General features: G+C 61.6%; 20 protein-coding genes, 1 tRNA gene and 2 pseudogenes. 12 read left to right on the forward strand and 11 right to left on the reverse strand.

Annotated elements, in window-relative coordinates:
• Positions 1–152 precede the first annotated feature (152 nt).
• On the reverse strand, positions 153–1,487 hold the full coding sequence (locus B5E41_RS21255) for a sigma-54-dependent transcriptional regulator (RefSeq protein ID WP_088395936.1): 1,335 nt from the start codon (positions 1,485–1,487) through the stop codon (positions 153–155).
• Complete coding sequence (locus tag B5E41_RS21260; RefSeq protein WP_280950633.1) at positions 1,484–3,355, reverse strand: sensor histidine kinase; 1,872 nt, start codon at positions 3,353–3,355, stop codon at positions 1,484–1,486. The genes B5E41_RS21255 and B5E41_RS21260 overlap by 4 nt, the downstream gene beginning before the upstream one ends.
• Positions 3,356–3,464: 109 nt before the next feature.
• Here B5E41_RS21260 and B5E41_RS21265 point away from each other — a divergent pair, with 109 nt between their 5' ends.
• Complete coding sequence (locus B5E41_RS21265) at positions 3,465–4,127, forward strand: sulfite oxidase-like oxidoreductase (RefSeq protein ID WP_088395937.1); 663 nt, start codon at positions 3,465–3,467, stop codon at positions 4,125–4,127.
• On the opposite strand, the gene B5E41_RS21270 is transcribed toward B5E41_RS21265, so the two are convergent.
• The 3 genes from B5E41_RS21270 to B5E41_RS21280 form a co-directional block, all read right to left on the reverse strand.
• Positions 4,112–4,735 (reverse strand): hypothetical protein, encoded by a 624-nt coding sequence (locus B5E41_RS21270; RefSeq protein WP_176439454.1) that lies wholly within the window; start codon positions 4,733–4,735, stop codon positions 4,112–4,114. The two genes, B5E41_RS21265 and B5E41_RS21270, sit on opposite strands and share 16 nt — an antisense overlap.
• Complete coding sequence (locus B5E41_RS21275) at positions 4,735–5,469, reverse strand: CbtA family protein (RefSeq protein WP_088395939.1); 735 nt, start codon at positions 5,467–5,469, stop codon at positions 4,735–4,737. Before B5E41_RS21275 ends, B5E41_RS21270 begins: the two co-directional genes overlap by 1 nt.
• Before the next feature lie 113 nt (positions 5,470–5,582).
• On the reverse strand, positions 5,583–5,792 hold the full coding sequence (locus B5E41_RS21280; RefSeq protein WP_011426664.1) for a CbtB domain-containing protein: 210 nt from the start codon (positions 5,790–5,792) through the stop codon (positions 5,583–5,585).
• Positions 5,793–6,022: 230 nt separating this feature from the next.
• Here B5E41_RS21280 and B5E41_RS21285 point away from each other — a divergent pair, with 230 nt between their 5' ends.
• From B5E41_RS21285 to B5E41_RS21300, 4 genes and pseudogenes are all read left to right on the forward strand, one after another.
• Complete coding sequence (locus tag B5E41_RS21285; RefSeq protein ID WP_088395940.1) at positions 6,023–6,577, forward strand: histidine phosphatase family protein; 555 nt, start codon at positions 6,023–6,025, stop codon at positions 6,575–6,577.
• Between the two features lie 423 nt (positions 6,578–7,000).
• Positions 7,001–8,572: a putative bifunctional diguanylate cyclase/phosphodiesterase gene (locus tag B5E41_RS21290; protein WP_088395941.1), complete on the forward strand. Its 1,572-nt coding sequence runs from the start codon at positions 7,001–7,003 to the stop codon at positions 8,570–8,572.
• A gap of 154 nt (positions 8,573–8,726) precedes the next feature.
• Positions 8,727–9,479: pseudogene (locus B5E41_RS21295) on the forward strand (acetate/propionate family kinase); the annotation flags it as partial.
• A pseudogene (locus tag B5E41_RS21300) lies at positions 9,478–10,155 on the forward strand (phosphoketolase family protein); the annotation flags it as partial. The pseudogenes B5E41_RS21295 and B5E41_RS21300, both read left to right, overlap by 2 nt.
• A gap of 48 nt (positions 10,156–10,203) precedes the next feature.
• Here the strand turns inward: B5E41_RS21300 and B5E41_RS21305 are convergent.
• Positions 10,204–11,094 carry a helix-turn-helix domain-containing protein gene (locus tag B5E41_RS21305; RefSeq protein ID WP_088395942.1) on the reverse strand — a complete coding sequence of 297 codons (891 nt, stop codon included), beginning with the start codon at positions 11,092–11,094 and terminating at the stop codon, positions 10,204–10,206.
• A 118-nt stretch (positions 11,095–11,212) separates the two neighbouring features.
• Between B5E41_RS21305 and pobA the strand changes: the two genes are divergently transcribed.
• From pobA to B5E41_RS21335, 6 genes are all read left to right on the forward strand, one after another.
• Positions 11,213–12,385 carry a 4-hydroxybenzoate 3-monooxygenase gene (gene pobA, locus B5E41_RS21310; protein WP_088395943.1) on the forward strand — a complete coding sequence of 391 codons (1,173 nt, stop codon included), beginning with the start codon at positions 11,213–11,215 and terminating at the stop codon, positions 12,383–12,385.
• Between the two features lie 184 nt (positions 12,386–12,569).
• Entirely contained in the window at positions 12,570–13,742 is a 1,173-nt protein-coding gene (locus tag B5E41_RS21315; RefSeq protein ID WP_088395944.1) for an ABC transporter substrate-binding protein, read from the forward strand.
• Positions 13,743–13,808: 66 nt separating this feature from the next.
• Complete coding sequence (locus B5E41_RS21320; RefSeq protein WP_088395945.1) at positions 13,809–14,672, forward strand: branched-chain amino acid ABC transporter permease; 864 nt, start codon at positions 13,809–13,811, stop codon at positions 14,670–14,672.
• A 1-nt stretch (position 14,673) separates the two neighbouring features.
• Positions 14,674–15,678 carry a branched-chain amino acid ABC transporter permease gene (locus B5E41_RS21325; protein ID WP_088395946.1) on the forward strand — a complete coding sequence of 335 codons (1,005 nt, stop codon included), beginning with the start codon at positions 14,674–14,676 and terminating at the stop codon, positions 15,676–15,678.
• On the forward strand, positions 15,675–16,439 hold the full coding sequence (locus B5E41_RS21330; RefSeq protein ID WP_088395947.1) for an ABC transporter ATP-binding protein: 765 nt from the start codon (positions 15,675–15,677) through the stop codon (positions 16,437–16,439). The genes B5E41_RS21325 and B5E41_RS21330 overlap by 4 nt, the downstream gene beginning before the upstream one ends.
• Entirely contained in the window at positions 16,420–17,136 is a 717-nt protein-coding gene (locus B5E41_RS21335) for an ABC transporter ATP-binding protein (RefSeq protein WP_088395948.1), read from the forward strand. The genes B5E41_RS21330 and B5E41_RS21335 overlap by 20 nt, the downstream gene beginning before the upstream one ends.
• A 584-nt stretch (positions 17,137–17,720) precedes the next feature.
• On the opposite strand, the gene B5E41_RS21340 is transcribed toward B5E41_RS21335, so the two are convergent.
• Positions 17,721–17,797: transfer RNA gene (locus B5E41_RS21340), tRNA-Met, on the reverse strand.
• A gap of 136 nt (positions 17,798–17,933) precedes the next feature.
• Positions 17,934–19,133: a tRNA 2-thiouridine(34) synthase MnmA gene (mnmA, locus tag B5E41_RS21345; protein ID WP_088396027.1), complete on the reverse strand. Its 1,200-nt coding sequence runs from the start codon at positions 19,131–19,133 to the stop codon at positions 17,934–17,936.
• A gap of 507 nt (positions 19,134–19,640) precedes the next feature.
• Between mnmA and B5E41_RS21350 the strand changes: the two genes are divergently transcribed.
• Positions 19,641–19,907 carry a hypothetical protein gene (locus B5E41_RS21350; protein WP_088395949.1) on the forward strand — a complete coding sequence of 89 codons (267 nt, stop codon included), beginning with the start codon at positions 19,641–19,643 and terminating at the stop codon, positions 19,905–19,907.
• 80 nt (positions 19,908–19,987) lie between these two features.
• On the opposite strand, the gene serA is transcribed toward B5E41_RS21350, so the two are convergent.
• From serA to B5E41_RS21365, 3 genes are all read right to left on the reverse strand, one after another.
• Positions 19,988–21,583 carry a phosphoglycerate dehydrogenase gene (gene serA / locus B5E41_RS21355; RefSeq protein ID WP_088395950.1) on the reverse strand — a complete coding sequence of 532 codons (1,596 nt, stop codon included), beginning with the start codon at positions 21,581–21,583 and terminating at the stop codon, positions 19,988–19,990.
• Between the two features lie 85 nt (positions 21,584–21,668).
• Positions 21,669–22,847, reverse strand: a complete 1,179-nt coding sequence (locus B5E41_RS21360; RefSeq protein WP_088395951.1) for a phosphoserine transaminase — start codon at positions 22,845–22,847, stop codon at positions 21,669–21,671.
• Positions 22,848–23,036: 189 nt separating this feature from the next.
• A complete protein-coding gene (locus B5E41_RS21365; protein WP_064804764.1) occupies positions 23,037–23,876 on the reverse strand; it encodes an outer membrane protein in 840 nt (279 codons plus the stop codon).
• Positions 23,877–24,126: the final 250 nt, after the last annotated feature.

Genomic DNA, 24,126 nt, shown 5'->3' on the forward strand with positions numbered 1-24,126 from the left:
CGTCGCTTTCGCAAGACGAATCTCCGGCAGTGCAATGCAGCATGGGTCGATTTGGAAACAAACGGCATAGGCGATGGGTGGATTTCCACCCAACACGCGACGGTCCAGGGCTACAGCACCATTGCCCCGGAGAATGCACCAGAGACCCAAAGTCAGCTTTCGGTAGTCAGCATCCGCTTGTCGAGGCCGTATTTTTGCATCTTTTCGTAAAGGGTCTTGCGGGAGATGCCGAGGGATTCGTAAACCGGCCTGAGGCTGCCGCCATGCGCCACCAGCGCGCTGGCGATAATCCCCCGCTCGAATTCGGCGACCCGCTCCGCAAGCCCAGTTGCCTCTTCGGCCTGCCGTCCGCCATTATCGAGCCCAAGGACCAGACGATCGGCGGCATTCCTCAACTCGCGCACATTGCCGGGCCAGTCGCGTTGGGCGATGTCGGAGATCACCTCCGGCGGCACGGCCACCTCGTCGCGGCCGTAGCGGGCGGCCGCTTCCCGCACCAGCTGCAGGAAGAGCAGCGGAACGTCCGCCCGCCGCTGCGATAGCGACGGCACATGCAGCGTTGCGACGTTCAGTCGGTAGAGGAGATCGGCGCGGAAGCGGCCCGCGGCCACTTCAGCCTCCAGATCGACCTTGCTCGTCGCGATGAAGCGCACGTCGAGCGGCACGACCTCGTTCGATCCGAGCCTGGAGATCACCCGCTCTTGCAGCACCCGCAGGAACTTCGCCTGCAGGTCGAAGGGCATGGAGCCGATCTCGTCGAGCAGGATGGTGCCGCCGCGGCCATGTTCGAACTTGCCGTAACGCGGCCTGACGGCGCCGGGAAAGGCCCCGGCCTCGTGGCCGAAGAGCTCGCTCTCGATCAGATTTGCCGGCAGGGCGGCGCAATTGATCGCAATGAACGGCCGGCTCGCCCGGGCGCTGATATCGTGAAGTGCGCGGGCCACGACCTCCTTGCCCGCCCCGGTCTCGCCGACGATGAGGGTATCGGCATCGCTGGCGCCGATCGCGCGGATACGATAGCGCAGATCCACCATCACCTGCGTTCGCCCCGGCAGCCGCGCCTCGATATCGTCGCGTTTGCCGGCGACCGCCTTCAGCAGCCGGTTTTCGAGCACGAGGCCGCGCCGCTCCATCGCCCGGCGAATGACGCCGGCAAGCATCTCCGCCGTGAACGGCTTCTCGATGAAATCATAGGCGCCCTCACGCATTGCCTTTACCGCAAGCTGGACGTCGCCGTGGCCGGTGACGAGGATAACGGGCACCTCCTGATCGATCTCACGGATCTTCTGCATCAAGGTCATGCCGTCCATGCCGGGCATGCGGATATCGCTGACGACGACGCCGGGAAAGCTGTAACCGATCAGCTCCAGCACATGGTCGCCGTTCGAAAAAGTCTCGACGCTGAAGCCGGAGAGCTCCAGCGCCTGCGCCGTCGAGCGGCGCAATTCTTCCTCGTCGTCGACGAGCAGGATCTTCGCATCGTTCATTCCGCCGCCTCCGGCATCCCTACTGCCGACTGCAGCACGATGCGGAACTCCGCGCCCCCTTCGGGATGATTGGCAGCCGTCAGGCTGCCGCCGAAATCCTTGACGATGTTATAGGAGATCGAAAGCCCGAGGCCGAGCCCCTTGCCGACACCCTTGGTCGTGAAGAAGGGATCGAAGATACGCTCGGCGATTGCCGCCGGCACGCCAGGCCCATGGTCACGCACCGTCAGCACCACCTTGCCAGCCTCTTCGAAGGCCGAAACCTCGATGCGCCTGTCATCCAGCCCTTCCACCGCATCGGCGGCATTGGAGATCACATTCACCAGCACCTGCTGCAGCCGCACCGAACCGGCGCGCACCACCGGCGGCCGCGCTCCGAGATCGAGCCGGAGGTCGGCGTCCGCCGCCTTCAGCCGCCAGGCGATGATCTCCAGCGTGTCGCGCATCGCCTCATCGAGCGAAACCGGCCCGAGCTTCTCGTTCGGCTTGCGGGCAAAGTTGCGCAGGTGCCGGCTGATCGAGGCCATGCGGTCGATCAGCCCGCCGATCCGCCTTATATTATCCCGCGCCTCCTCCGTCCGGCCGCGGTCGATCAGGACGGCGGCGCTGTCCGTATAGGTCTTGGCAGCGGCGAGCGGCTGGTTGAATTCATGCGAGAGGGCAGCCGACATCTGGCCGAGCCCGGCGAGTTTACCTGCCTGGATGAGATCGGCCTGGGTCTGGCGAAGCTGCTGCTCCGTCACACGCCGCTCGGCGATTTCCTCCTCGATGCGGCTGTTGACCCGGGCAAGATCGGCCGTGCGCTCCTCCACCCGCCGCTCGAGCTCGCCCCGTGCTTCTGCCTGCATCTGCATGCGCTCGGCCAATCGCGCCCGCCGCTGGCGAATGACCGCTACAGCGAGGCCGGCGATGCAAAGGATGAGAAAGACGGCGACAAGCGCGGTGCGCGCCTGGGCGCGGATGGAGCTCGTTTCCATCAGCACATTCACCGTCCAGTCCTCGGCCGGCATGTAATGCGACAGCACCAGATATTCGCTTGCGCCCCGATCGCTCGCCAGCGTCATCAGATCATGCGGCTCGAAGCGATGGCGCGTCACCGGCAGCGCCGTCAGCTTCGCATTGGCGTAGCGCCGCGACGCCTCGGTCCGGGCAATACGATCGGCTGTCAGCGGCAGGATCGCGCCATAGAGCCATTCCGGGCTGCCGGACATGAAGATGATGCCCTCGGGATCGGAGACGAAGATCTTGTATTCGCCACCGCTCCAGGAGGATTCGATCATGTCGATATCGACTTTGAAGACGATGACACCGCGAATATCCGCGCCGACCCTGATCGGAGCAGAGAAATAGTAGCCGCGCTTTAGCGATGTGGTGCCGAGAGCATAAAACCGCGCTTGGCGGCCTTCGATCGCTTCCTGGAAATAGGGCCGGTAATTGAAATTCTGGCCGACGAAGCTCCCCGGTCCATCGTAATTGCTCGCCGCGATCGTCTCCCCGTCCGGCTTGACCACATAGATGTCGGAGGATTTTAGAAGGCCGTTGATCTCCTTGAGATAGAGATTGGCTGCATCACGCAGCGCCATGTCGTCGGGCGCACTGACCAGTTCCTTGATATCGTCGTGATCGGCGATCAGCGCCGGCAGCGCCTCATAGCGGTTGAGGTGACCGCTGAGCGCTGAGACGGCAAGGCGCAGCGCCGTTCCCGCCTGGGCCGAAGCCTCCTGCATATAGGCGCGCGTCGCAATCGCGCTCCCATAGGTGAAGAAGGCGAAAATGACGAGCGGCACCAGCAGCAGCGCCGCTATCGCACGATATCTCGAAGACAGATCCGGCTCCTCCCTTTCTGCCTTCACTCCCCAGCAAGGCATACCCGCCGGCCCAGTTTAATGAGGCAAGCGAAGATTTCCAAGGGCTCGCCGAAACTTGACACTCGGCGGGGGCGGATGTCCTATTGTTGCGCTGCAAGGAGACCCATTCATGAGCGACGACCAGACGCCCGTCGACAGCAAGCTTACCAGCTCCAAGCGCCGCTGGGCGTCAGAGGGCAAGTTCCTGACCGGTCGCATCACTAGGCCCGAAGCCGAGCGCCTGCCGCCCGGCCAGCACCTGGTCAAGAACTGGCCGGTGCTCGATCTCGGCCAGCAGCCGGTCATCTCAACCGAGAGTTGGCGGCTTGAAGTGCGCGGCCTCGTCGAAACGACACTCACCCTCACCTGGGGCGATTTTCAGGCGATCGGGCAGAGCACCAGGGTCAGCGACATCCACTGCGTCACCACCTGGTCGCGCTACGATAACAAATGGAAAGGCGTTTCGACGCGGGATCTGCTCGATCGCGCCATGCCGAAACCGCAAGCGGCCTACGTCATGCTGACAAGTTATGACGGCTACACCACCAACCTGCCGCTTGCCGATTTCGCCGCCGATGATGCGATACTCGCGACATCATGGGAAGGCCTGCCGCTGACACCGGAGCACGGAGGCCCGATGCGGCTCGTCGTGCCGCATCTCTATTTCTGGAAAAGCGCCAAGTGGCTGCGCCGCATCGAGCTAATCGCCGCCGACGAGGCCGGCTTCTGGGAAAAGAACGGATACCATATGCATGGTGATCCGTGGCGTGAGCAGCGCTATTCCGACGACTGAGCCTTCGGCCGCAGGAAGCGGCGTAGTGCAAGAACGGCAAGACCGAACAGAGCGGCCAACCCCGTCAGTGAGACCATGCTGGCAGGATGAAGCGGCACCTTGCTCCAATTCGGCTTGACTATATTGGCGGTATTGAACGCCTCGCCGCTGAACTGACAGGTGATGAAGGCAAGTCCGCGGCCCGCCATCTCGGCGTCGATGGCCGAGATGATTTGGCCCGCCGCAGTTGCCTCCCGCGGCATCTCACGCATCGCCATCAGCAAGGCTTTGGTCGCCGCGAGATAAGCATGGGCGCATTCGTTGAACGGGCTCTCTTCGTCCGTCACACTGCCCGGTATCCGTCCCCAGAGGCAATAGGAATACTGGATTTCCGAGTAGTTCAGGACACGCCGGAACGGTTCGTTCGTATCGGCCGCCCGTGACGCCAGCGTGCTGATGCTGCTGCGATACTCCGAAATGACCGCCATCTCGCCGTGGGAAATTGCCGGAATATCGAGCCCGGCATGGGAGCCGCCAGAGCTGCCCCCATGGGCGAGGGCATTTCCGATAAAGATTGGCAACAGGCTCGCGACGAGACCGAGAAAAGCAAACCTGCCGATATGCCGCATCACCGGAACGCCGGCCGCAGTCCACTCCTGGCGGCAAGACCCCTTTCTGCCAGCACTCCGAAAACAAGACCGAGCGTTGCCCATAGGATCGCGTGCATACCGAGCGAGGTGGTGCGGAAACGCCAGAGCACCATCGCCGAGAAATTCTCGGGCACCTCGTTGATCGGCGGCAGCAGATAAAGCACGAAGCCGATGAAGACGAGATAGGCTATGCCGGCAATGATCGCGCCGTTCCAGAGACCGAAGCGATCGCCAAGGCGGCGCGACAGCGCGATCGCGGCAACTAGCGAGGCGAGCGAAACCACGATCATCAGGAAGAACAGTTCGGTCCTGACGCCGATCGTATCGGGATTGCCGACCGCCGGCGGGTTGGCCGGATATTTGATGCCGGGAACCAGAACGACCGCCACGAAAGCGGCAATGGCGATGACGGCCGAGGTGCCGCGCGGCGAAAGGCTGCTGAAGCGGCCGTGGACGAAGGCGAAGGCGAGCGAAAAAAGCCCGCCGACGGCGATGCTGTAGGCCATGACGCCGGTGAAAAGGCCGAGACCGGCCTGTGTGGCCCGGCTGACGATTTCAGGTTCGGCAGTTTCGCCCGTCGCCTGGGCGCTCGCCTCCTCGAAAGCGATTGCCGCATCGACCAGCGGCTCGCCGAAGATATGCGCAAAAGCGAAAACGAGGATACCAGCAATCAGGCCCGCGAGCATGCCGCGAAGCAGGAGCTTTCCAACCATGTCAGTATTCCCCCTAAGCATGTCGCGCAAAGTATGCAGCGGTTTTTGCGATACCGACATGCGTAAAACAAAGACCTAAAGCGCGAGAAGCGAATCCGAAAGATCGCGATGCGCTAGTGGCAGGGAAAGCCGAGGAGATGGCGGCCGTCATGCACGAATTCGTGCACATACATGCCGTTGAACAGCGCCATCGCGCCTTCCTCGGTGCCGACGAAATAAAGAACGATGAGCATCAGCAGACCGCCGAAGATCGCCCAGGGAAGGATCTCGCCGACCGGGATCGGGGCCGGCGCCGCAACGGGCGCGAAAGTGGTGTCAGACATGTATTCCTCCGGAATGACGCGTTCAGTCGAAAGAGTGTTGTGCGGCAGGGTCTGACTTCCAGCGTGAAGAGCTTTCGACACACTGGTCACAGTGGCGCGACCGCGCCGGATTTCCACCGGCTTCCAAACCCGCAACAGCACGGTTATATCTGCACGCCGAAGGGACTGTCAACGAAACTTCACGAAGCCGGCAACCTCGTCCCCACCCCATCCTCGGAGATCAGAACGCCGTGAATACGCGCCTCACCTGGATCTGTAACGGCGCGACGGCGGCGAACCGCAAAGCCCTGTTTCCCCTCGACGAACCGCTGGAAAAAAAGGCAGTGGAAGAAGCAGGCAGAATCGGCGCCGTGCCCCACGCCGATCGTATTGTCACAAGCCCCGCCTTGCGCGCCCGCCAGACGGCTGAGGCGCTCCGTCTCAAAGCGCAGATTGATCCGTCGCTTCGAGATTGCGACCATGGCCGCTGGGCTGGCAAATCGATCGAGGCGATCGAGGCGGAAGAGCCGGAAAATCTCATGGCCTGGATGACGGAGCCGGGGGTGGCCCCGCACGGCGGCGAGAGTCTTCTCGACCTGCGAAAGCGCGTCGCTGGCTGGATGGATGCCCAGTCCGCCCAAAGCGGTCACGTGATCGCCATCAGCCACGCGGCCGTCATCCGGGTTGCAGTCGCGCATGTGCTTCAGGCGCCACCCTCCTCCTTCTGGCTGAGCGACGTCGAGCCACTCGCCATCCTTCGCATGACCAGCAACGGAAGCCGCTGGGCTCTTCGCTTCCAGCATTAGCGATTCCTCATTTTATCCAGCCTTACACAAGCAAATCGCGTCATCCCTGTTGAACCCGGTCTTGCGGGGACTACTTCCTTGTCCCAAGGAGATGGAAGAATGACATATGATTGGAGTGGAGAACGGACGCGGCGCCTGCGGTTGATGCGCTTCGCCACGTTCACGGTTTTGGCCGGTCTCATCGTCAGCGTTCCGCTGCTGATCGTCACCGCCTGAAGCACGAGAAAGGGCGAGCATGCGGCAGCACGCTCGCCTTCGTCTTCTTCCGTGTCTTTTATAACGCCGCTCCCCCTTCGCTGACAAAGCGATGCGCCTCCACGGGCGCTGCGACAAGCTGCCCCTTCTGGAAATTCGCCTTCTGGTTTCAACGAACATTTCAGACTTTTGTGATATCTCGACGCGGGTGGAGATGGAGAAGGCATAATGCCGGTGTTTTTCCAGAGCAGGGCCGGAAGGCAATGCATGTCGATCGCCGGTTTGGGGATTACCCTCTGGCTCCTCGCTACGCTGTTGCGGTTCGACGACGGCCTGGTTTCATTCATGACCGGCTTCGGCGACTACGGCGCCGACAAGCTCGTTCTGGGGCTTGGCATCGCCGGCGCCATGAGCTTCGTCTATTCGGTGCTGCGCATCGCCGACCTGCGCAAGGAAATGGATGTGCGCGACGCCGCTCAGGCGAAAGCCGATTGGACCGCGACCCACGACCATCTGACCAAGCTGCCGAACCGCTACGCCTTCGAGCGCAAGGTCCTCCCGCGGCCGACCAGAAACGACGAGGCCGAGGTCGAGGAATGGGACCAGAACGTCACCATCTTCTCCGTCGATCTTGACGGCTTCAAGAAAGTCAACGACCTCGTCGGTCACAAGGGCGGCGATGTCCTGCTGATCGAGGTCGCCAGACGCATTTGCGCCCTCGGCAATGCCGATTGTGTCTACCGCTTCGGCGGCGACGAATTCATCGTCGTCGCCTTCGCTCTGACGGCGCAGCGCGAGGAGCGTTTTGCCAGACTACTCATCCAGGCGGTCACCCGGCCCATCCATATTGATGGATTTGCCGTCGAGGTCGGCGCCAGCGTTGGCTACGATCGCTGGGCCGAAGGAGCCGAGCCGCTGGAAGACGCCGCCCACCGCGCCGACCTTGCAATGTACGAGGCGAAATCACGGGGACCCAACCACTATTTCGCCTTCGAAGCCTCGATGCAGGACAGGGTGACCGAACGCGCCTCGTTGGAAACTCGGCTGCGCGCCGCAATCGCCAACAAGGCGATCAAACCTTTCTATCAGCCGCTGATCGATCTGAAGACCGGTCAGCTCTGCGGTTTCGAGGCGCTCGCGCGCTGGACGGGTGCGGATAGCATTCACATTCCGCCGCCTGTTTTCATCGGCATCGCTGAGGAAACCGGCATGATCACCGCATTGTTCGAGGATCTTCTCGCTCAGGCCTGCAGCGATGCGCTGACCTGGCCGGAGCAGGTGATGTTGTCCTTCAACGTTTCGCCGGTGCAGATGGAAGACAAGCTGCTGACATCCCGTATCCTCAAGGTCCTTTCGGCGAGCCGGCTGCCGCCGCAACGGCTGGAAGTTGAGATCACCGAAAACGCGCTGATACAGGATCCCGCTATCGCCGCCGTCATTCTCGAAGAGCTGCATGCGGCCGGCATTCAGATCGCCCTCGACGATTTCGGCACGGGCTATTCGAGCCTTGCCCAGCTCGCCCGCTATCGCTTCGACAAGATCAAGATCGACAAAAGCTTCATCGCCACCTATCGCGATGACGAACGCCAGGAAAAAATCGTCCGCGCCATGCTTGGCCTCGGTCGAAGCCTCAATATCAAGACGACTGCGGAAGGTATCGAGGAGCATGGCCAGCTTTCCTTCCTGCTGCAGCTGGGCTGCGACATAGGCCAGGGCTATCTTTTCGGCAAGGCGATGTCCGCCGCCGAGGCAAGCATCTTCGTCCGCGAGCGCAATGCCAATCTGGCGTCGACGGCCTGACCCTAGCGTAATTCAACAAAACTGTCCCAAGCCTTGGCGTCCTGTCGGCCGCCCCGCACCGTCAGCATGTTGCGCACGGGCGGCCATGCCTTTCCAGCGGGAGTTTCGGCGCTAAGTTCGGTCATCGTGACGACCGTGCGGAGTCTCTGAAGACATGTCATCCACCGACCTCCTCCTGACCTTCAACGCCGGCTCATCGACTGTGAAGGTCGGTGTCTTCTCGATCGATGGCGCCGAGGCACGACACCTCGGAAAGGGCGTCATCGACCTCCGCGCCGAGCCGCTCTCGCTTCGCCTGACCAGGGGATCGCAGACATTCCACATGCCGCTGAGGGCGGAGGTGACGGACGATCTGCACGGGGTCATCGACGAGACCTTCGCGCGTCTCGCCGATCAATTCGACGTGGCTGCCGCGGTCGCTGTCGGCCACCGCGTCGTCCATGGCGGCGAGCGCTTCACGAGCGCCGTCGCGCTTGATGACGCCGCCACCGATGGGATCGAAGCGCTGATCCCGCTCGCGCCCCTGCACCAACCGCAAGCGCTGCGCTTCATCCGCGCGCTCCGTCACCTGAAGCCGCATCTTGTTCAGACAGCCTCCTTCGACACGGCCTTCCACGCCACGCAGGACGATCTCGTTCGCCGCCTGGCCATACCCCGTTCCCTGCATGAGGAGGGCATCAAGCGTTACGGCTTCCACGGGCTTTCCTATAGGTTCATCGCCAGTGAACTCGCGCGCAAGGCGCCGCATGCGGCAAAGGCTGTGGTCGCCCATCTCGGCAGCGGCGCCAGCCTTTGTGCGATGGAAGACGGCATCAGCCGCGATTGCAGCATGGGCTTTTCGACCCTCGACGGCATCCCGATGGCGACACGCCCGGGCTGTCTCGATCCCGGCGTGATCCTGCACCTGGGTCGGCGATCATTGCCTTCGCACCTATGATCGCGTCAATGTCATCGTCGCCGGCAAGCAGCCGGAGCCGCAATGGCTGTCGATGGACGAGGCGGTGAAACATTGCGAGGCCGGCATCGGCATCTGGCGCTGGGCAAGCAACGAGGAGGACACGATATCGCCTGATCTCGTCATGGCCTGCGCTGGCGATGTCCCGACGATGGAAACGCTCGCCGCCGTCGATCTTCTGCGCACGGCCATTCCCGAGCTGAAGATCCGCACCGTCAATGTCGTCGACCTCCTGGCACTGCAATCCAGGGACCAGCATCCGCATGGCCTTTCCGACGAGGCCTTCGACGCGATCTTCACCGCCGACAAGCCGGTCATTTTCGCCTATCACGGCTATCCCTATCTCATTCATCGCCTGACCTATAAGCGCACCAACCACGAGAACATCCACGTCCGCGGCTTTATCGAGGAAGGCACGACGACCACGCCTTTCGACATGACCGTCCTTAACGAACTCGACCGCTACCATCTCGCCATCGAAGCCATCGAGCGCGTGCCGAGCCTGAAGGAGAAGGCAAAAGACGCGCTTGCCGCGTTCCAAGGCAAGCTCGCCGAGCATCACGACTATGTCAGGGAATACGGCGAGGACATGCCGGAGGTGCGGGACTGGACGTGGCCGGCGGCGTGAGACATCTGTGACTGACGCACGCGATGTCGGATGACCGAATGCCGGAACCTATGCCCGTTCAAGCCGAGCTTTTTCGTTCATCCGCCAGACCCGCGGCGTTTCGCCGGTATATTTCAGGAAGAAGCGCGAAAAATAGGCGGGATCGGCGAAGCCTAGCCGAAAGCCGATTTCCTGAACGCTGCCAAGCGTAAAAACCAGCTGGCGCTTCGCCTCCTCGACAAGTTTGCCGGCGATCAGTTCATGCGGCGTGCTGCCGGTCATCGACCGGACGATCCGGGTGAGATGCGTCGGCGAAACCCCGAGCTCCCTGGCATAGAAGGATGCGGGCTTGTGGGATCGAAAATGCTGCTGAATGAGTTCGTCCAGCATCTCCAGCCGCCGCTCGTTCTCATTTGACGGAAGCTCCTGCGTATGTCCTTCATGCGTAATCCGCGCCGTCAGCCGCAACGCCAGCCCGACATAGGCAGCCAATACCTCGTTGCGGCCACCGCGGCGGTTTTCGAATTCGTCGCCGAGCCGCCTCAGCGTCTGCATGACATAGGCAGCCTCGGCGTTATCGGGATCGAGGGGCGTCAGATGCGGCATCGCCAACCACTCGCCGAGATGGCTTCGCTCGCCGGGCGGGTGGCTGAGATGGGACCTCAAGATAGTGATCACGAGGCCGTCGATATCACGTGAAAAGCGAAAGCCGTGATCGAGCCCAGGGGGAACCGTGATGACCGCCGGCGGACGAATGGCGTGGCTCTTCTTGCCGAAGATCGCATCGCCCGAGCCGGCTTCGATGTATAATATCTGAAAGAAGCTCTCGTGGCGGTGAAGCCGAATTTCCCATTGATGCAGGCTGCTGCGGGAGCGGATTGTTTCGCAATGCAACCAGAATTCCGGAGATCGCCCGGTATTTTCGCCATAGAGCTCGTAGGTCGGTATATGCCTGCTCATCGGCTTCCTCCCGTGCCAATGTTCGATAAGTGCAATCTTTGGGGCAGTTTGTCCATTGTTGCGGCAATGGCGGCACGGCAGAATCTGACAAAACGCAAAAATGCAAGGGAGGAAGCATTTGCGAACCCAGGTCGCCATCATCGGTTCGGGACCATCCGGCCTGCTGCTCGGTCAGCTTCTGACCGAAGCTGGGATCGACAACGTCATCCTCGACCGCGTGAGCAAGGACTATATCCTCGGCCGCGTCCGCGCCGGCGTGCTGGAGGAAGGTACTGTCGGGCTGTTGGACGAGGCCAAAGCCGGGGCAAGATTGCATGCCGAAGGCTTGCCGCATGACGGCTTCTCGCTGGCCTTCGACGGCCGCGACCATCGCATCGATCTTCACGAATTGACCGGCGGCAGGCGCGTGACCGTCTACGGACAAACCGAGGTGACGCGCGATCTCATGGAGCGGCGGGAAGCTTGCGGCGCCCTTTCGATCTATGACGCTGCCGATGTGGCCCCACATGGTATTGAGGGTGGTTCGCCCTTCGTCACCTACACGAAGGATGGTATCGGCTGCCGCATCGATTGCGATTTCATCGCCGGCTGCGACGGCTTTCATGGAACAAGCCGCAGAGCCGTTCCCGAACGGGCGATCCGAAGTTTCGAGAAGGTCTATCCCTTCGGCTGGCTGGGCCTGCTTGCCGACGTGGCGCCGGTCAGCCATGAACTGATCTACGCCAACCACCCGAGGGGCTTCGCGCTCTGTTCGATGCGCTCGGCCACGCGCAGCCGATACTATATCCAATGCCCGCTCGACGCGAAGATCGAAGACTGGAGCGACGATCGCTTCTGGGACGAGTTGAGACGGCGCCTGCCGGCCCATCACGCCGACGCGTTGACGACCGCGCCGTCCTTCGAGAAATCGATCGCTCCCTTGCGCTCCTTCGTCGCCGAGCCCATGCGTTTCGGCCGGCTCTTCCTCGTCGGCGACGCCGCCCATATCGTGCCTCCGACCGGTGCCAAAGGGCTGAACCTTGCAGCAAGCGATGTCCATTACTTGTTCTGCGGGCTCCTCGAGCATTACCGTGAAGGCTCCGAGAGCGGCATCGACGCCTATTCGCAGACGGCGCTCGCCCGCGTATGGAAAGCGGTGCGGTTTTCCTGGTGGATGACGACGATAATGCACCGGTTTCCCGATACCAGCGATTTCGATCAAAAGATCCAGGAAGCCGAACTCGACTATCTCACACATTCCCGTGCGGCCTCCACGGTGCTCGCAGAAAACTACGTGGGATTGCCGTTCTGACGCGAAGATCGAGGGATAAAAGCTGCGCATACGCCGGTGAACAGAGCGAGTCACGACGACGCAGAACCATAACCGGCAAATCATGTGTTTGGGGATTTATTTCATTTTACATCACCATTTCGCATGACAAGCTAATCTGAAATTCAATACGGCGCTGGAGTACGCCGAAAAGGGAGAGAGAAGAATGAGGAAGCTGTTTCTGGCCGCCGCTGCGGCAATCGTTGTGAGCACCAGCGCCTATGCCGACACGATCAAGGTCGGCGTCATCGGGCCATTCTCTGGTCCCTTCGCGCTCCAGGGCAAGAACTTCAAGGCCGGCATCGACGCCTATATGGCTGTCAACGGCAGCAAGGTCGGCAGCGACACGGTCGAGATCGTCTACCGCGACGTGCCGCAGGCCGATCCGGCCCAATCCAAGGCGCTGGCGCAGGAACTGATCGTCAAGGAAAAGGTCCAGTATCTCGCCGGCTTCTATTTCACCCCTGACGCCATGGCCGTGACGCCGATCTTGAAGCAGGGCAACGTGCCGATGGTCATCATGAACGCTGCCACCTCGGCGATCGTCACCAAGAGCCCGCTCGTCGTGCGCACCTCGTTTACAACTTGGCAGACCTCGACGCCGATCGCCAAGGTCGCCTCAGACGCAGGCGTCAAGAAAGTGATCTCGGTCGTCAGCGATTACGGCCCCGGCATCGACGCCGAGAATGCCTTCAAGGCCGGCTTCGAAAAGGCGGGCGGTCAGGTGGTCGAGGCAATCCGCATGCCGCTTGCGACCAACGACTTCAGCCCGATCATGCAGCGCATCAAGGATTCCGGAGCCGAGGGCGTCTTCGCCTTCCTGCCGTCGGGTCCGACGACGCTTGGCTTCGTCAAGGCTTATAACGAGAATGGCTTGAAAGCCGCCGGCATCAAGTTCTTCGCCCCTGGCGATCTGACCCAAGAATCCGATCTGCCGGCGCTGGGTGACGCCGCGCTCGGCATCCAGACGACCTTCCACTATGCCGTGTCGCACGATTCTCCCGAGAACAAGGCTTTCGTCGAGGCGGCCACCAAGGCGATCGGCAACAAGGCCGAACTCTCCTTCCCCGCAGTCAGCGCCTATGACGGCATGTATGTCATCTACAAGATGATCGAGGCGACGGGCGGCAAGCAGGATGCCGAGAAAGCGGTCGACGCGGTCAAGGGCCTTGCGTGGGTGAGCCCGCGCGGCCCGGTCTCGATCGATCCGGAAAGCCGGCACATTACCCAAAACATCTATCTGCGCGAAGTCGCCAAGGCCGATGACGGGACCTACTTCAACAAGGAGATCCAGACGTTCGAGAAGCAGGGCGACCCGGGCCTTGCGGCGGCAAAGTAACATCGAGCGTCAGAACGTGCGGCGGGTTTGGTCATCGCAGCCCGTCGCAGGCAAGCAGGTATTTCCATGCAGACAGTCTTCAGCATAGCCGTCGACGCGCTTGCCTATGGCATGGTGCTCTTCGTGATATCGATCGGCCTTTCCGTCACCATGGGGCTGATGCGCGTCGTCAACCTCGCTCACGGCGCTTTCGCGATGATCGGGGGCTACATCGCCTCCTATGCCGCACGTGACCTCGGCCTTGGTTATGCGGTGGCAATCATCGTCGCCGTGGTCGCCACGATCATCATCGCAATCCCGCTCGAGCGCTTCCTCTACCGCCGGATCTATGGCGCGCCGGAACTGACCCAGGTGCTGATGACGATCGGCATCACCTTCTGCATCATCGGCATCGCCAATTACCTGATGGGACCAACGCTGAAGACCATACCGCTTGCCGCTGCGCTGCAGGGTTCGGCCGATCTCGGCTTTCGCACCATCCCCGTTCACCGGCTTTTCGCCATCCTGTGCGGCCTCGCCGTGGCGCTGGCGCTCTGGTTTGCGATCGAAAGGACCAGCTTCGGCGTCAAGCTGCGCGCCGCGGTGGACGATGCGGCGATGGCGGCGGCACTCGGCGTGCGCACCGAAATCATCTATGCGGTGAGCTTTGCCATCGCCGTCGGGCTTGCAGCGTTCGGCGGCGTGGTCGGTGCCGAACTCCTGCCGGTCGAGCCCTATTATGCGCTGCGCTACATGGTGACCTTCCTGGTCGTCGTCTCCGTCGGCGGCGCCGGCTCCATCCCCGGCGCGCTGATCGCCTGCCTGCTGCTCGGCGCGATCGATACGACGGGCCGCTATCTGATGCCGGAGTTCGGGGAATTCTTCTTCTATCTTGCCGTGATCGCGATCATCTGCGTCTTCCCGCGCGGCCTAGCCGGGAGGGCGAAGTGAGATGGCGCTTGTGTTGAACAACGAAAACGGACGTCTCCAGCATCGGCGCGGCTATGTCAGCCGCGATCTCGCCGGCCTTATCGTGATCATCGCCGTTGCCGCCATCGGCTATTTCGCCTTCCCTGATAATCTCGCGCTTCTGACGCGGATGATCACCATCGCGCTGCTCGTGCTCTCGCTCGATCTGGTGACCGGTTATTGCGGCGTTGCAACGCTCGGCCATGCCGCCCTGTTCGGCTCCGGCGCCTATGCCGCCGGCATCCTGTCGGCGCATTACGGCATCAATAATCCGCTGCTCATGCTGCTTGCCGGCATTGCCGGCGGCGTAGCTTCCGGGCTGCTCAGCGGCGCGATCATTCTGCGCGCGCATGGCCTGCCGCAGCTCGTGCTGTCGATTGCCCTCATCCACCTCTTCCACGAATTCGCCAACAAGACCTCCTCATGGACAGGAGGCAGTGATGGACTTTCCGGCATCGCGCCCGACCCGGTCCTCGGCTTCTTTGAATTCGATCTTTATGGCCGCACCGCCTTCTTTTTCGGAATGGCGCTGCTGCTTGTTGTCTTCGTGCTGCTGAGATTGCTGGTGCGTTCACCCTTCGGCATGCTGTGCCGCGCCATCAAGCAGGACCCATTGCGTATCCGCGCCATGGGTGGTTCGCCGAAGGGCGCACTCATCAGGATGTACGCCATCTCGGGCGCGGTTGCCGGAGTCGGCGGCGCCTTGAACGCGATCTCGACGCAGGTCGTCGGTCTGGACAGCCTGTCCTTCACGCAGTCGGCAGAAGCGCTCGTCATGCTCGTGCTCGGCGGCACCGGCTCTCTCTTCGGGGCGCTCTCCGGCACGATCATCTTCATGCTTTTCGAGGACTATGTCTCGGCCGCCAATCCCTTTCACTGGCTGACCATGGTCGGCGCGCTGCTGATCGCCGTCGTGCTCTTCGCGCCCAAGGGCCTTTACGGAACAGCCGCAACCTTCATTGCCCATCGCAGAAACGACCACTCATGAACCCCGTCTTCGAAGTCGCCAATCTCAGGAAAGCCTTCGGCGGCCTTGCCGTCACCAACGACGTTTCGCTGGCGATGGCGCCCGGCGACCGTGTTGCGCTGATTGGCCCGAACGGCGCCGGCAAGACTACCTTCGTCAACCTCGTCACCGGCAATCTCTCCCCCGATTCCGGCGAGGTCCGCCTCGGCGGGCAAACGGTGACGGCGGTCAATGCGATCGGCAGGGTCAAACGCGGCCTCGTCCGCTCCTTTCAGGTGACGCGGCTTTTCCCGGACATGACGCCGGCCGAACATGTCGGGCTCGCTGTTCTTCAGCGGGACGGAAAGACCTGGAACATGTTCGGAAATTTCCTCTCGATGCCCGACGTCATGGCCGAGATCGACGACCTCCTGGGAAAGCTCGGACTGACGCCGCTGATGCATCGCAAGGTCAGCGAGATTGCCTATGGACAGCAGCGGCTTCTCGAACTTGCCGTCGCGCTGGCGCTGAAACCGAAGGTGCTGCTGCTCGACGAGCCGGCAGCCGGCGTGCCGCAAAGCGATACCGGCCGCATCGAGCAAGCGCTGGCTGATCTGCCCGCCGATCTCGCCGTGCTGATGATCGAGCACGACATGGATCTTGTTTTTCGTTTTGCCAAACGTGTCATCGTGTTGGCCGCCGGCGCGATAATCTTTGACGGCCGGCCTGAAGATGTCACCAGGGATGCGCGTGTGCGCGAGGCCTATCTCGGGAGTTATGCCAATGCCAGCCCTGTCGCTTGAGGTCGAAAATCTGTCGGCCGGATACGGGCCGACGCGGGTGTTGGAAGGCATTTCCTTCGCAGTGCCGGCAGGCGCAAGGCTTGCCGTGCTCGGTCGCAACGGCATGGGCAAGACGACGCTGCTGGCAACGCTCGCCGGCCAGACCAGACGCTACGAGGGCCGCATCACCCTTGGCGATGCGGACGTCACAACAGCACCAAGCGCAACACGCGCGCACAAGGGTCTCGGCTATGTGCCGCAGACACGTTGCGTCTTCCCGACGCTGACCGTCGAAGAGAACCTTTTCGTCGGCTTGAAGGCGCGGCCGAAGACGGCGCTGGAGGAAGCCTATGCGCTGTTCCCGCGCCTGAAGGAGCGCCGCCGCAATCTCGGCAACCAGCTCTCCGGCGGCGAACAGCAGATGCTTTCAACGGCCCGCACCATTCTCGGCCGCCCGTCGGTCCTGCTGCTCGATGAACCGCTCGAGGGTCTCGCCCCCGTTATCTGCGAGGAACTGATGGCAGCCTTCGCCGGACTCGCCAAGTCAGGCGACATGACCATCCTTCTTGTCGAGCAGCGCATCCAGAGCGCGCTCGATTTCGCCGATCAGGTCGTCATTCTCGAACGAGGGCGGCTGGCCTGGGCGGGAACGCCGGCGGACCTCTCCAAGGACCACGAAGCCGTCGAAAGCTTGCTCGGAGTGGTCGGCCTGCATTGAAGCAATCAATGCCGGTTATCGTCATGATGACGCCATCGTGAGCCTGGCATTATTACGCTGCCTGAAATATCTCTGACGGCCGGATTGTCGAAAGCTTGATCAGGCAGAAATACCGAGTTCCCAAAGCGGCACCAGCGTAAAACAGCGCATAAATCTTCATTCCCAAGGGAATAGACGCCGGCGTCGATCCCTCTACTTGGATCGAGCGCGCGCTGCAGCGACGATCCAGTAGCGATTTCTTGCGATAGCTGATCGACCTGCGCCCTGCTAGTAATAGATCGTCCGAGGAGGGACGATTATGCTGGGATGGAGGAACTGATGCAATCAATGGGAATCAGGTTAGCCGCGGTCATGTTCTCGCTGGCCTTATGGGCAATTATTATCGCCGCTGGATCCCATCTTTGGGCGATGAAAATGCCCATCTTGCATTTTATGCTCTACAGATAGTGCTGACCTCGGCGTCAGGGAAATCCCGAGGTTATTTCGTCCTGTCGCCGCGGCTTTTTGGCGGAGGGACGCGCTAGCGCGGCCGTCGGACCGACTCAAAATCGGCCGCCAGAATCCGAAACTCTGCAATGAAGAGATGGTAGCGGAGGAGGGATTTGAACCCCCGACACAAGGATTATGATTCCTCTGCTCTGACCTACTGAGCTACTCCGCCACTGGTCAAACGATACCTGCTCGCGAAGCGCTGCGGGCTCGTGGGATGAGCGGCTTATAAGGTGCGCTTCGGCTTTGTGTCAAGCGCATGATAGAGAAAAACGCCGGGCTTGGCCGCCCGCCCTCGACTATCGGTTTCAGGCGGCGACGGGGCTGGCCAAGAGGGCCTTGAGCGAGGCCTCGGCCGAGGGTTCACGCTCGGAGCGCTCGATGAAACCGCCGCCGAAGACGCGGGCTTCGTCGCCGGGTGCGGAATAAAGCGCGCAGGCCTGGCCAGGGGCGATCCCAGCCTCGCCGACCGTCAGGTCGACATAGGTGCCGGTGGCATCGACATGCAGCACGGCCGGTGCCGGCGCCCTGGTCGAGCGGACCTTGGCGTAACAGGAAAAGCCTTCGCCGGATGCTGCTTCCGCAAGCGTCTCGTCACCCAGCCAGTTGACATCGCGCAGATAGACGCGGTGGGTTTCCAAAGCCTCCTTCGGCCCGACAATGACGCGGCGCGAGCGGGCGTCGAGATAGACGACGTAGAGCGGTTCGCCGGTGGCTATGCCGATGCCGCGGCGCTGGCCGATGGTGAAATGCAGGATGCCTTCATGGCTTCCCAATACGCGGCCGTCGAGATGAACGATCTCGCCGGCGAGCGCCGCATTCGGCTTCAGCTTGGTGATGATGTCGGAATATTTGCCCTGCGGCACGAAGCAGATGTCCTGGCTGTCGGCCTTCTTGGCGACGACGAGGCCCATCTCTTCGGCAAGCCGGCGGGTCTCGGCCTTCGGCAGACCGCCGAGCGGAAAGCGGAGATAGTCGATCTGCTCCTGCGTCGTGGCGAACAGGAAATAGCTCTGGTCGCGGTCGGCATCGGCCGGACGGAACAGCGCGCGGCGGCTGGGATGTTCGGCCGAAGGGTTCGGCCGCGAACGGATATAATGGCCGGTCGCCAGCGCATCGGCGCCGAGCTCTTTGGCAGTCGCCAGGAGATCGGCGAATTTGACGGTCTGGTTGCAGGAGACGCAGGGGATCGGCGTTTCACCGGCCACATAGCTTTCGGCGAAGGGATTGATCACCGTCTCGCGAAAGCGCTTCTCGTAATCGAGCACATAATGCGGAATGCCAAGCGTCTCGCAGACGCGGCGCGCATCGTCGATGTCCTGGCCGGCGCAGCAGGACCCGGCGCGATGAACGGCGGCGCCATGATCGTAAAGCTGCAGCGTAATGCCGAGCACGTCGTAACCCTGCTGCTTGAGAAGGCCGGCCACGACGGAGGAATCGACGCCGCCCGACATGGCAACGACGACGCGGGTCTCTTCCGGCTTCTTGTCAAAATCCAGTGTGTTCAACGGTGGTGCCAAATTCTGCGCGCTCATCATCCGCCCTTGCGCTGCAATTGCGGCGGATTGCTGATCTCGGGCGGGATCGGCCGCCCTTCTCGGATAAGGGACCGATATAGAAGGGATTGTATCACGACGCAAGGGGCGGCGGCGGGCAGCTGCTCGTTTCGCAATCGTGTGAGAAAACAAGGCGCGGCCGAAGCCACGCCTTGGAAGCGGGGGTGCGGCTCAGGTGCCGATCAGCTTGTTGCAGGCGAATGCGATACTTGGATTGGCGATGACAGCAGTGATGAGCGCCAGTCCGATTATCGAGAATGAATAGCGTTTCATATGCATCCTCCTTCCAGCCCATGCATTATGCCGCGCCGGCCGCCGTTCTCAAAATAACGAATGCTTGAGCACCGACTGGCTCAACCGGAAGTCGTTGAGTGAACAATTATCGCCCCTAAGGAACTATTCTCTCGATCATGCGTTTCCTGGCTTCAATGTCGCAATCGAATGCTGCGGAGGGTTTTCATGGCCAGGTTCGGCACGACGGCGGATTACAACAGGATCAGACACTGGATCGAAGCGCGCGGCGGCCATCCCGCCCGTATCAAGGACGCGACGGACAGCGAAACCGTCCGCGTCGATTTTTCCTCGGAAACGCAAGGGGAGATTTCCTGGGACGAATTCTTCCAGGGTCTCGACGACAGCAGGCGGGCCTTCCTACATCGCACCAAGGCTCAGGACGATAGAGCCCGTTTCGGCAAGATCGTCCGCCGCAAGCACTTGCCTTACTGAAATATACCCATCGCTGAGGCAGAAAACCCGGCGCCGTTTTTGGCGCCGGGTTTTCCCTGTTTCCTTGGGAGGAGGAAATCTCAGTCTATGTTGAAGGTCAGCAGCTTTGCCTGGCGGATCGCCTGGTGCGCCGTCAGCTGCGTGAGCACGCCGTCATCCACCTCGCCGTCGACGTAGAGCAGCGCAATGGCGTCGCCACCCTGCTTATCGCGGCCGAGCTGGAAGTTGGCGATGTTGACGCCGGCAGTGCCGAGCGTCATGCCGATGAAGCCGATCATGCCGGGGACGTCGGTATTGGTGATGTAGATCATGTGCGAACCGACATCGGCATCGAGATTGATGCCCTTGATCTGGATGAAGCGCGGCTTGCCATCCGAAAACACCGTGCCGGCGACGGAGCGCGTCATGCTTTCGGTCGTGACCGTCAGCTTGATATAGCCGTCGAAGACGCCCGTTTTGTCGCGCTTGACCTCGGAAAGCACGATGCCCTTTTCCTTGATCATGATCGGCGCGGAAACCATGTTGACGTCGGCGACCTGCGGCCGGATCAAGCCCGCAAGAACCGCGCTCGTCAGTGCCCGCGTGTTCATGCTGGCGGTCACACCGTCATAGAGGATTTCGATTTCCTTGATCGGCTCTTCGGTGACCTGGCCGACAAAGGCGCCGAGAACGTCGGCAAGACGAATGAACGGCTTCAGGATCGGCGCCTCTTCCGCGGTGATCGACGGCATGTTGATGGCGTTGGAGACCGCGCCCTTGACGAGGTAATCCGACATCTGTTCGGCGACCTGCAGCGCGACGTTTTCCTGCGCCTCGGTCGTCGAAGCGCCGAGATGCGGCGTGCAGACGACGTTCGGCAGGCCAAAGAGCGGGCTTTCCCTCGCGGGCTCGACTTCGAAGACGTCGAAGGCAGCACCGGCGACATGGCCGGACTTGATGGCTTCGGCAAGCGCCGCTTCATCGACCAGGCCACCGCGGGCGCAGTTGATGATGCGCACGCCGGGCTTCGTCTTTGCCAGAGCTTCCTTATTGAGGATGCCGCGCGTCTTGTCGGTCATCGGTACGTGCAGCGTGATGAAATCGGCGCGGGCGAAAAGCTCGTCGAGCTCAACCTTGGTGACGCCCATCTCCTCGGCGCGCTCCTTGGAAAGAAACGGGTCATAGGCGACGACGTGCATCTTCAGGCCGATGGCGCGGGAGCAGACGATCGAGCCGATATTGCCGGCGCCAATGACGCCGAGCGTCTTGCCGGTGATCTCGACACCCATGAATTTCGACTTCTCCCATTTGCCGGCCTGCGTCGAGGCATCGGCAGCCGGAAGCTGGCGGGCGACGGCGAGCATCAGGGCGATTGCGTGTTCGGCGGTCGTGATCGAATTGCCGAAAGGCGTGTTCATGACGATGATGCCGCGGCGCGAGGCGGCCGGGATATCGACATTGTCGACGCCGATGCCGGCGCGGCCGACAACCTTGAGGTTCTTCGCCCCTTCGATGATCTTTTCCGTCACTTTAGTGGCGGAGCGGATGGCCAGACCATCATACTTGCCGATGACTTCGAGCAGACGGTCCTTGTCCTTGCCGAGCTGCGGTTCGAAATCGACTTCGACGCCGCGGTCGCGGAAGATCTGGACGGCGGTTTCCGACAATTCGTCGGATACGAGAACGCGAGGTGCCATTGAGGCCTCCTTCAAAAGTGTTCAGCGATGAATGAAAATGGAATGCTGGGCTCCGCCGGACGTGGCGGAGCCGGATGCGATCACATCAAGCGGCCGCCTGAGCGAGCTGCGCCTTCTGCGTTTCGAAAGCCCAGGAAAGCCAAGGCATCAGCTTCTGCATGTCGGATGCCTCGATCGTGGCGCCGGCCCAGATGCGCAGGCCCGACGGCGCGTCGCGGTAATGGCCGATGTCATAGGCGACACCTTCCTTTTCCAGAAGGCCGACGAGGCCCTTGGCGAAATTCGCCTGGCCATCGCCATCGAGAGCCGTGATGTCCTTGTCGACGATCTTCAGGCAGACGGAGGTGTTGGAGGCCGTTTCCGCCTTGACGGCGAGATTAGCGATCCAGTCGTTTGCCGCGACGAAATCGTGGATGACCTTGGCATTGGCATCGGCACGCGCGATCAGCGTCTGGAGACCGCCGAGCTCCTTGGCCCAGAGCAGCGCATCGATATAGTCCTCGACGCAGAGCATCGACGGCGTGTTGATCGTCTCGCCCTGGAAGATACCTTCCGTCAGCTTGCCGCCCGAGGTCATGCGGAAGATCTTCGGCAACGGCCAGGCCGGCGTGTAAGTGGTGAGACGCTCGACGGCCCGCGGCGAGAGAATGATGACACCATGGGCGCCCTCGCCGCCCAGCACCTTCTGCCAGGAAAAGGTGACGACGTCGAGCTTGGCGAAATCGAGTTCCTGCGCAAAAGCGGCCGAGGTGGCGTCGCAGATCGTCAGACCCTTGCGGTCGGCAGGAATGAAATCGGCATTCGGCACGCGCACGCCCGAGGTCGTGCCGTTCCAGGTGAAGACGACGTCACGATCGAAATCGACGGCGGAAAGATCGGGAAGCTCGCCGTAACCGGCTTCGAGCTTGCGCACATCCTTGAGCTTCAGCTGCTTGACCACATCGGTGACCCAGCCGGCGCCGAAGCTTTCCCAGGCGAGCATGTCGACACCGCGTTCGCCGAGCAGCGACCAGAGCGCCATTTCGACGGCGCCGGTGTCGGAAGCCGGCACGATGCCGATGCGGTAGTCCGCCGGCACTTCGAGAATTTCACGGGTAAGATCGATGGCCTGCTTGAGCTTGGCCTTGCCGACTTTCGCGCGATGCGAACGACCAAGGGCCGCGTCGGAAAGAGCTTCGAGCGACCAACCGGGGCGCTTCGAGCAGGGGCCAGAAGAAAAATGGGTATTGTGCGGACGGATGTCCGGCTTTGCGGTCTTCGCCATGATGCTATCCTCTCAGATAGAAAGCCCTTCGTTGGGGAAGGGTGTCCCGCCGCCGTGTGTATGGATCGGAAGCGTCATAGTCAAGATCGAAGTGTCGCAAGCTGTAGATATTTTGACGCAGGCAAGGTGGCGAAAATGAAAAAGCCGCCAGGAACGAGGGCGGCTTTCTGACGCGATGGTTGACCGGTCCTACTTGTAGACCGGCTGCTGCAGCGGGATTTCCGGCGCCGGCTCGTAGGCGACCGGCTGGGCGCAGCCACCGAAGAGGTAGCGGGCGCCGACGCGGGCTTCATGGGCGCTGAGGCCCCTGTCGCGGCCCGGGCCGCCGTTTTCGGCATAGCCGAACATGTTGCCGCCGTCGATATGCAGATAACGGTAGCCGACATCGGCCTTGATGTTGCAGGTCACGTCGATCGAGGCGCCGGCCATAAGTGCATAGGTGAAGCGCCAGTTGCCCCTGCCGCCATGGGTGACCTCATCGTCGCAGAAGCTGCCGTCATCGGCGCAGGCGACGTTGCGCAGGTTTTTCCATTTGACGTAGGAACCGCCGATACCGGCGCCGACATACGGCGTCACATAGCCGTAGGTGCCGAGATCGACATAGGCGTTGGCCAGCAGCGTATAGGCGGTCAGCGAAGAGCGGTCGCGCGAGGTGCAATCCACCAGCGGGAAGCCGCACTGCCCGGATGTCGAGCCCTTGAAATCCGCCTGGGTGAGATAGTCGAAGGTCAGATCGGTGCGCAGATAGCTGTTGATCTGGTAACCGACACCGCCGCCAACCGTCCATGCGTCGTCGAGATCGGCGTCGTCGAAATCGACCTCCGTGGCATTGCTGCCCTGGAAATAACGCGCGCCGCGCAGGTCTGTGAAGGCATAACCGACATCGCCGCGCAGATACCAGCCGGTCGCTTCGCTGACGGTCACCTCCGGCGGCTGCTCCGGAATGGGCTCGGCAGGGGCGAGATCCGCAGAATAGGCATTTGTCGCTATCAAGAATGCGGCGAAAATGCCGGACAAGCTTCTTTTCATGGATTTCACTCCAAAATCCCGTTGCGTCGGCAGGCTCAGTCGCTGCCAATCTGATACGCTTTGCATGGATAATGAATTGGAAACGTTAAAAGCTGCTTAACCACGCTTGTTTACTTTGATTTCAAGCATCTCAGTCGCATGAAACAGAAGATCGACCGCCTCGTGAAATGGTTTGAGGTGAGATAGACACCACCGACGTGCGCAATAAAAAAAGCCGGCGCTCACGCACCGGCCTTTTGATTGTTTGTTC

The sequence above is a fragment of the Rhizobium esperanzae genome (assembly GCF_002204185.1).
Taxonomy (GTDB): Bacteria; Pseudomonadota; Alphaproteobacteria; order Rhizobiales; family Rhizobiaceae; genus Rhizobium; species Rhizobium esperanzae.